This window comes from Piscicoccus intestinalis NBRC 104926 (genome assembly GCF_001515525.1).
GTDB classification, from domain to species: Bacteria; Actinomycetota; Actinomycetes; order Actinomycetales; family Dermatophilaceae; genus Kineosphaera; species Kineosphaera intestinalis.
The window spans coordinates 1-6426 of the sequence record NZ_BCNQ01000202.1 but is presented as its reverse complement, the minus strand read 5'-3'; the positions used below and the strand labels follow the sequence as shown (position 1 = coordinate 6426).

The following is a 6426-nucleotide window of genomic DNA, read 5'->3' as shown; positions in this document are numbered from 1 at the left end:
CGCTGCTCGCCGACTCCCGTCGGCTGTCCCGGCCACCGCCGACGGACGACAGGGTCGGCGGCCGCCCGTTCGCCGGCGCGATCAGACGGAGTCGGGCCGCCACGCAGTTCCGAAGCGGCCGGCGTGGACGACCTCGTCGAGCGACCGCCGACGCGGCCGATGCGACCGCCGCGCGCGGCCCGAATCCCCGACAGCCTCAACAGCCTCCGCAGCCCCCGACTGCGCCGAAACCCCGGAAGCCTCAACAGCCTCCGCAGCCTCCGACTGCGCCGAAGCCCCGGCAGCCCCGGCAGCCCCGGCTGTCCCAGCAGCCCCGGAAGTCTCGGACGGCAGGGCGGGCCGCCCGAGGGCGACGACGCCGACGAGCCGGCGGTCGGCGGGCACGCCGAAGGCCTCCCGAACCGCGTCGTGCCCCTCGCCGGGCACCCCGAAGAACAGGCCGCCTATGCCCTCGTCGACGGCGCTGAGCAGGAGCAGCAGCGCGGCCATGCCGGAGTCGACGTCCCAGTACGGCACGGGCCACGCCTGCTCACCGTCGCCGAGCCCGGTGCGCTGCTTGTCCGGCCGGGCGTAACGCGCCACGTAGGCGCCCGGGTGCGAACACAGCACGACGAGCGCGGGGGCGCGGCGCACGCCGCGCAGCCAGCGGTCGGGCTCCGCCTCGGGGTCTGGGGTCGCCGCCCGCCAGAACGCCTCGCGATCGGCAGACTCGGTGAGCAACAACGCATCCCACCCCTGCGTGAAGCCGGCGCTCGGCGCGCGCAGAGCGTGGCGCAGGGCGCGTTCGAGGGTCGCGGCGGGCAGCGGGGCGGGGTCGAAATCCCGCACCATGCGCCGACTCATGACGACTTGGTGGAATTCCACGTGACCACCTTGCCAAGCAACCACGCCACCCACTAACGGAGACTCCCGGGGCGGTGCGTGGGATAGTTAGCGCATGACCGCGCACACCGGCGAGACCGCCTCCGCCCCGAGCGCCGACTCCGCCAGCGCCGCTGCCGCCAGCCCGGCGCTCGCCGAACCCGTGCAGCCGGACGACCCCGGTTACCCGACCTCCTGGGAGGGTGATGTCGTCCTGCGGGACGGCTCGATCGGCCACGTCCGCCCGATCACTCCGGCCGACGCCGAGGCCATCCACCGCTTCCACGAGGGGCAGAGCGAGGAGTCGATCTACCTGCGCTTCTTCGCCCCGATCAAGCGCCTGTCCGACCGCGACGTCTACCGCTTCACCCACGTCGACCACAAGACCCGGGTCGCGCTCGTCGTCGTGGTCGGCGACGAGATCATCGGCATCGGCCGCTACGACCAACTCGACGACCCGCACTCCGCCGAGGTCGCCTTCAACATCTCCGACCACTACCACGGCAAGGGTGTCGGCTCGGTGCTCCTGGAGCACCTGGCGGCGATCGCGCAGGAATACGGCATCACGAAGTTCGTGGCCGATGTGCTGCCGCAGAACCGCAAGATGATGAAGGTCTTCACCGACGCCGGATATGAGGTTCGTCACCATTACGACGACGGCGTCATCGCCGTCGAGTTCACGATCGAGCCGACCGACCGCTCCCAGGCCGTGCAGCTGGCCCGCGAGCACCGCGCCGAGGCGTCGAGCATGGCCGGGGTGCTCGCCCCGAAGTCCGTGGCCGTCGTCGGCGTCAGCCGCCGCCCCGACGCCATGGGCTCCCGCGTGCTCGACAACCTCCTCGACACCGGGTTCACCGGCCCCGTCTACAGCGTCCACTCCGAGGCGGAGTCCGTGCGCGGGCTCAAGGCCTACCCGAGCGTCGCGAGCATCGGGGAGCCGGTCGACCTGGCGATCATCACGGTGCCCGCCGAACGGGTGCTCGACGTCGTCGACGACTGCGCCGAGGCCGGGGTGCGCACGCTGCTGCTCATCTCCACAGGCTTCGCCGAGCGCGGCGAAGAGGGCATGGAGCGACAGACCGCGGTGCTCAACCGCGCCCGGCGCGCGGGCATGCGCATCGTCGGGCCCGGCTCCTTCGGCCTGGTCAACAACCACCCCGACGTGCGGCTCAACGCGACGATCGGCGCCGACCACCCCGCCCCCGGCACCCTCGGCGTGTGCAGCCAGAGCGGCGGCCTGGGCGTCGGCCTCGCGGCGGCGATGAGCCGGGCCGGACTCGGCCTGTCGGTGCTCGCCTCGGCCGGCAACCGGGTCGACGTCTCGACCAACGACCTCATGCAGTTCTTCATCGACGACGAATCCACGAAGACCGTCGCGATCTACCTGGAGTCGGTCGGCAACCCCCGCAAGTTCAGCCGCATCGCGCGTCAGTTGTCGCTGCGCAAGCCGGTGGTCGTCGCCAAGGCCCCGACCGCGGGGGCCGTGCCGCCCGGGCACCGCGCCCGCGCCAGCCTCGTCGGGCCGAGCGCGTTCGATGCGATGCTCAGCCAGGCCGGTGTCATCCCGACGAACACGATCCGCGAGCTGACACACGTGTCCCAGCTCGTGACACAGCAGCCCCTGCCCGAGGGCGACGGCCTGGCCATCCTCGGCACCTCGCACGGACTCAACGCGATCACCGCGGAGGCGGCCCGGCAGGCAGGCCTGCGGGTCATCGGGGAGCCGGTGCCGCTGCCGGCGGGCTACTCGTCACGGCGCATCGCCGACGAGGTCGAGGCGGCCTTCCAGCGCCCCGGCGTCGACATGGTCAGCGTGGCGCTGGTGGCGCCGCTGAGCACCAGCGAGGAGGAGGTGGCCCGGGCCATCGCCCACATCGCGGGCAGCAGCGGAAAGCCTTGCGTGACGGCCTTCCTCGGGGCGCGCGACGTCTCCGGCGTGATGCGCCGATCGGGCAAGCTGATCGACCCGAAGACCGGCGAACGCCAGGTCGTGCCCGTCTACGAGACCCCCCTCGACGGCATCAACGCCCTCGCCAAAGCGAGCCGGTACGCCGCCTGGCGGCGCAGCGACCACGGCGAGCGCGTGCGCCCCAGCGGCGTCAACCGCGGCGACGCCGACCGGATCATCTCGGCCGTGCTGGCCGACTCCCCGGAGGGCCGCGACCTGACGACGCAGGAGGCCACCGCGCTGCTGGCGTCGTACGGCATCGAGGCCTGGCCGACGGTGTCGGTGCACACCGCCGACGAGGCGGTCGCTGCCGCCGAAGAACTGGGCTGGCCGGTGGTGCTGCGCTCGCGCATCGAGTCGGTGCGGCACCGGCCCGGAGGCGGTGGCGACAGCAACGAGGAGCACACCGAGGAGGGGCTGCGCGAGGCATTCCGGTCGATGACCCGGCGGCTGGCCGCGTTCGGCGACCCCAAGCTCGTGCTGCAGAGCACTGCGCCGCCCGGCATCGCCACCGTCGTGTCGTCCACCGAGGACCCGCTGTTCGGCCCGGTCGTCAGCTTCGGCCTGGCCGGCCCGAGCAGCGACCTGCTCGGCGATGTCGTGCACCGGATCCCGCCGCTGACCGACGTCGACATCCGCGAACTGGTCACCGGGCTGCGGGGCGGGGCGCTGCTCAGCGGGTACCGCGGCAGCCGGGCCGTCGACTTCACCGCGCTGGAAGACATCGTGGCCCGCGTGGCCGCCCTCGCCGACGACGTGCCCGAGGTGGCCCGGCTCTCGCTGGACTACCTCAACGCGCGCCACGACGGCGCCGACGTGCTCGGCGCGCACATTCGGGTGGCACCCGCCGCGACCCGCACCGACGTCGGGCGGCGCGCCCTGACCTAACCCTGACCTAGACCGGACCTCGACCCCACCTCGACCGCTCGCGTGCCCACAGCCGGGAGGCCGATGCCCGCCCGCGGCCGGTCGGTGCGTCAGGATGGAGGCATGAGTTTTCGTTCGGGTGCCCCCGGGGCGGCGCTGCCCACCGACCTGACGCGCGATATCGAGCGGGCGGGGTACTACCCCGCGCTCGTGCGCGACGTCGTCAGCACCGCCCTGGCGCGCGATCGTGTCGCCTCCCACCTCGTGCACCAGGAGACGACGTTCGACCACGACACGGTGCGCCGGCATGTGACGGTGCTCGTGCTCACCGACACCCGCCTGCTCGTGGTGCACGCCGACGACGATGTCGAGGGAGGCGGTCCGGGGGCCGCGACGGCCACCTCCGAGAGCGTGCCGCTGGCCGGGGTGCGCGGGGTGATGCTCACCCACGTCGTCGCCGACCCCGCCTCCTACACGCCGGGGCGGCTGGGTCACGAGCTGACGGTGACGATCGGATGGGGTTCGGTGAGCCGGGTCGACCTGCTCCCCGCCACCTGCGGAGACCCGCAGTGCGACGCCGACCACGGCTACGAGGGGTCGATCACCGCCGACGACATCAGCGTGCGTGTCTCCGCTGTCGCCGACGGCGACGCCGCCCTGACCCAGGCCATCGCGTTCGCCGGCGCGCTGCAGGCCGCCACCGCCCGCTGAGCCGAAGCCGTCCGATGAGCCAGCCCCTCCCGGCCGCGTCGATCGCCGAGCCGGTCGCCTGCCCGATCGCCTGCCCGGTGGCCGAGTCGGTCGCCTGCCCGGTGGCCGAGCCGGCCGGCGGGGCCGGTCGATGAGCCGTGATCGAGCCGTGAATGAGTCGCCGATGACACCGCCTCCCGAGAACGAGGACGCAGTGCAGCGTCCGCTGCCCGGCCGGCCCGGCTACGGCGCGGCGGGGTTGACCGCGGTGCTGCCGTCGGTCGCCGCGTCCGTGGGGGTGCCGCGCGACCAGGGCACCCCCGCGGGATTTCCCGAAGCCGAGTTGCTCGACCTGCCACCGGCCCGGCGGGCGGTCGTCGTGCTCGTCGACGGGCTCGGGTTGCGCCTGCTGGCCCGGCGCAGCGGGCACGCGCCGTTCCTGCGGTCGCTGCTGCCGACGGCCCGGACACTGCGGTGCGGTTTTCCGTCGACGACGGCGACGAGCATGGGCAGCTTCGGAACGGGCCTTCCGCCCGGCGCCCACGGACTCGTCGGGCTGGAGGTGCGCGACCCCGCGACCGATCGTGTGTTCAGCGAGCTGAGCTGGGAGAACGGACCCGACCCGCGGAGCTGGCAGCCCGAGCGCACGGTCTTCGAGCGGGCGGTGGCCGCCGGTGTCGACGTGACGATGATCGGCCCGGGCTACTTCGACGGTTCCGGGCTGACGACCGCCGCGCTGCGCGGCGCACGGTTCCGGGCGGGCGTCGACCTGCCGCACCGGGTCGACCAGGCGCTCACCGCGCTGCGGCAGAGCGAGCGGACCGGCTCGGCGCCGGGGTCGCTCGTGTACCTGTACTGGGGCGAGGTCGACAAGGTCGGTCACGTGCACGGCTGCGAGTCCTGGCAATGGGGCGACGAACTCGAGGCCACCGACCGTGAACTCGCCCGGCTGGCGACCTCGCTCCCGCGCGACACGGCGCTGTACGTGACGGCCGACCACGGCATGGTCGACGTGCCGTTCGACTGGCGACTCGACATGGCGGTCGAGGCCGACCTCGCCGCGGGGGTGCGGCTCGTCGGTGGCGAGCCACGGTCTCCGCAGTTGTACTGCGAGCCAGGGGCCGACACCGACGTCGCGGTCGCGTGGCGGGAGCGATTGGGGGAGCGCGCCTGGGTGTTCTCCCGCGATGAAGCCGACGATCTGGGCCTGTTCGGCACCCTCGCGGAGTCGGTGCGACCCCGCCTCGGCGACGTGATCGTCGCGCTCGACGCCGGCTTGGCCGTCGTCGACAGCCGCGTGCAGCGACCGGAGTTGTTGGCGCTGCTGGGGCTGCACGGGTCGCTGACGGCGGACGAACTGGACATCCCGCTGCTCGCCTACCGCTCCTGAGGCGCCCGATCAGCCTCCGGGAGACCGTCGGGAGACCCTGGGAAGACCTGGCGGGCCCTCGCAGGCCGTCTCAGGCTTTCGGCGTCGGGTCAGTCCGTGGGGTGCTTGGCGCCGAACATGATGTCGTCCCACGCCGGCACGCTGGCCCGACCCTTGCGCTGCCGCGGCGGCTGCTTGGGTGTCGGCTTGGGTGGCTGCTGCGGCGCCGGCTTGGGTGTCGGCTTCGCGGCCGGCCGCTCGGTCGGCTCGGCGGAGTCGGTGGGCTGGTCGCCGCCTTGGGGAGTGTTCGCACCGGAGCTCTGACGGCTGTTCTCACGCGCCGACTGCCGGTCGGCGGCGGCGCGGCGGCGACGGGCGGCCCGCCCCGAGCGGGCCGGACCCCGATCGGCCTGCGAGACAGCGGCTTCGGTGGTCGCCGGAGCCGGCTCGGTCAAGGCGGCCGGCGGCGTGGGCGTTGCCTCGTCGGCCTCGGTCAAGGCTGCCGGCGGCGTGGGCGTTGCCTCGTCGGCCTCCGCGGAGTCGGGCTGGTCATCCTCCCCGAGGGGCAGCTCGGGCTCGGTGTGCGCGGGGGCGGTGACCGACGGCGGAGACTGGGTCGCCCGCGGATCGTGGTCGCGCGCCGGGGTGTCCGGCTCCACCCGCACGACCTCGTCGTCCGCGCCCGCCGCGC

General features: G+C 73.7%; 4 protein-coding genes and 1 pseudogene. 3 read left to right on the top strand and 2 right to left on the bottom strand.

Going from position 1 to position 6426, the window contains the following annotated elements; all coding sequences use genetic code 11:
• Positions 1-81: 81 nt before the first annotated feature.
• A complete protein-coding gene (locus PINTE_RS19795) occupies positions 82-864 on the bottom strand; it encodes a nitroreductase family protein (protein ID WP_068434086.1) in 783 nt (260 codons plus the stop codon).
• A 73-nt stretch (positions 865-937) separates the two neighbouring features.
• On the opposite strand from PINTE_RS19795, the gene PINTE_RS19790 reads away from it, so the two are divergent.
• The 3 genes from PINTE_RS19790 to PINTE_RS19780 all read left to right on the top strand — a co-directional run bounded on the left by PINTE_RS19790 (position 938) and on the right by PINTE_RS19780 (position 5756).
• Entirely contained in the window at positions 938-3697 is a 2760-nt protein-coding gene (locus tag PINTE_RS19790) for a bifunctional acetate--CoA ligase family protein/GNAT family N-acetyltransferase (RefSeq protein ID WP_084343842.1), read from the top strand.
• A 102-nt stretch (positions 3698-3799) separates the two neighbouring features.
• Positions 3800-4387, top strand: a complete 588-nt coding sequence (locus tag PINTE_RS19785) for a DUF5998 family protein (protein ID WP_068434084.1) — start codon at positions 3800-3802, stop codon at positions 4385-4387.
• A gap of 163 nt (positions 4388-4550) precedes the next feature.
• On the top strand, positions 4551-5756 hold the full coding sequence (locus PINTE_RS19780; RefSeq protein WP_068434083.1) for an alkaline phosphatase family protein: 1206 nt from the start codon (positions 4551-4553) through the stop codon (positions 5754-5756).
• Between the two features lie 89 nt (positions 5757-5845).
• Here PINTE_RS19780 and PINTE_RS23445 read toward each other — a convergent pair.
• Positions 5846-6426 (bottom strand): annotated as a pseudogene (locus PINTE_RS23445) (hypothetical protein); the annotation flags it as partial.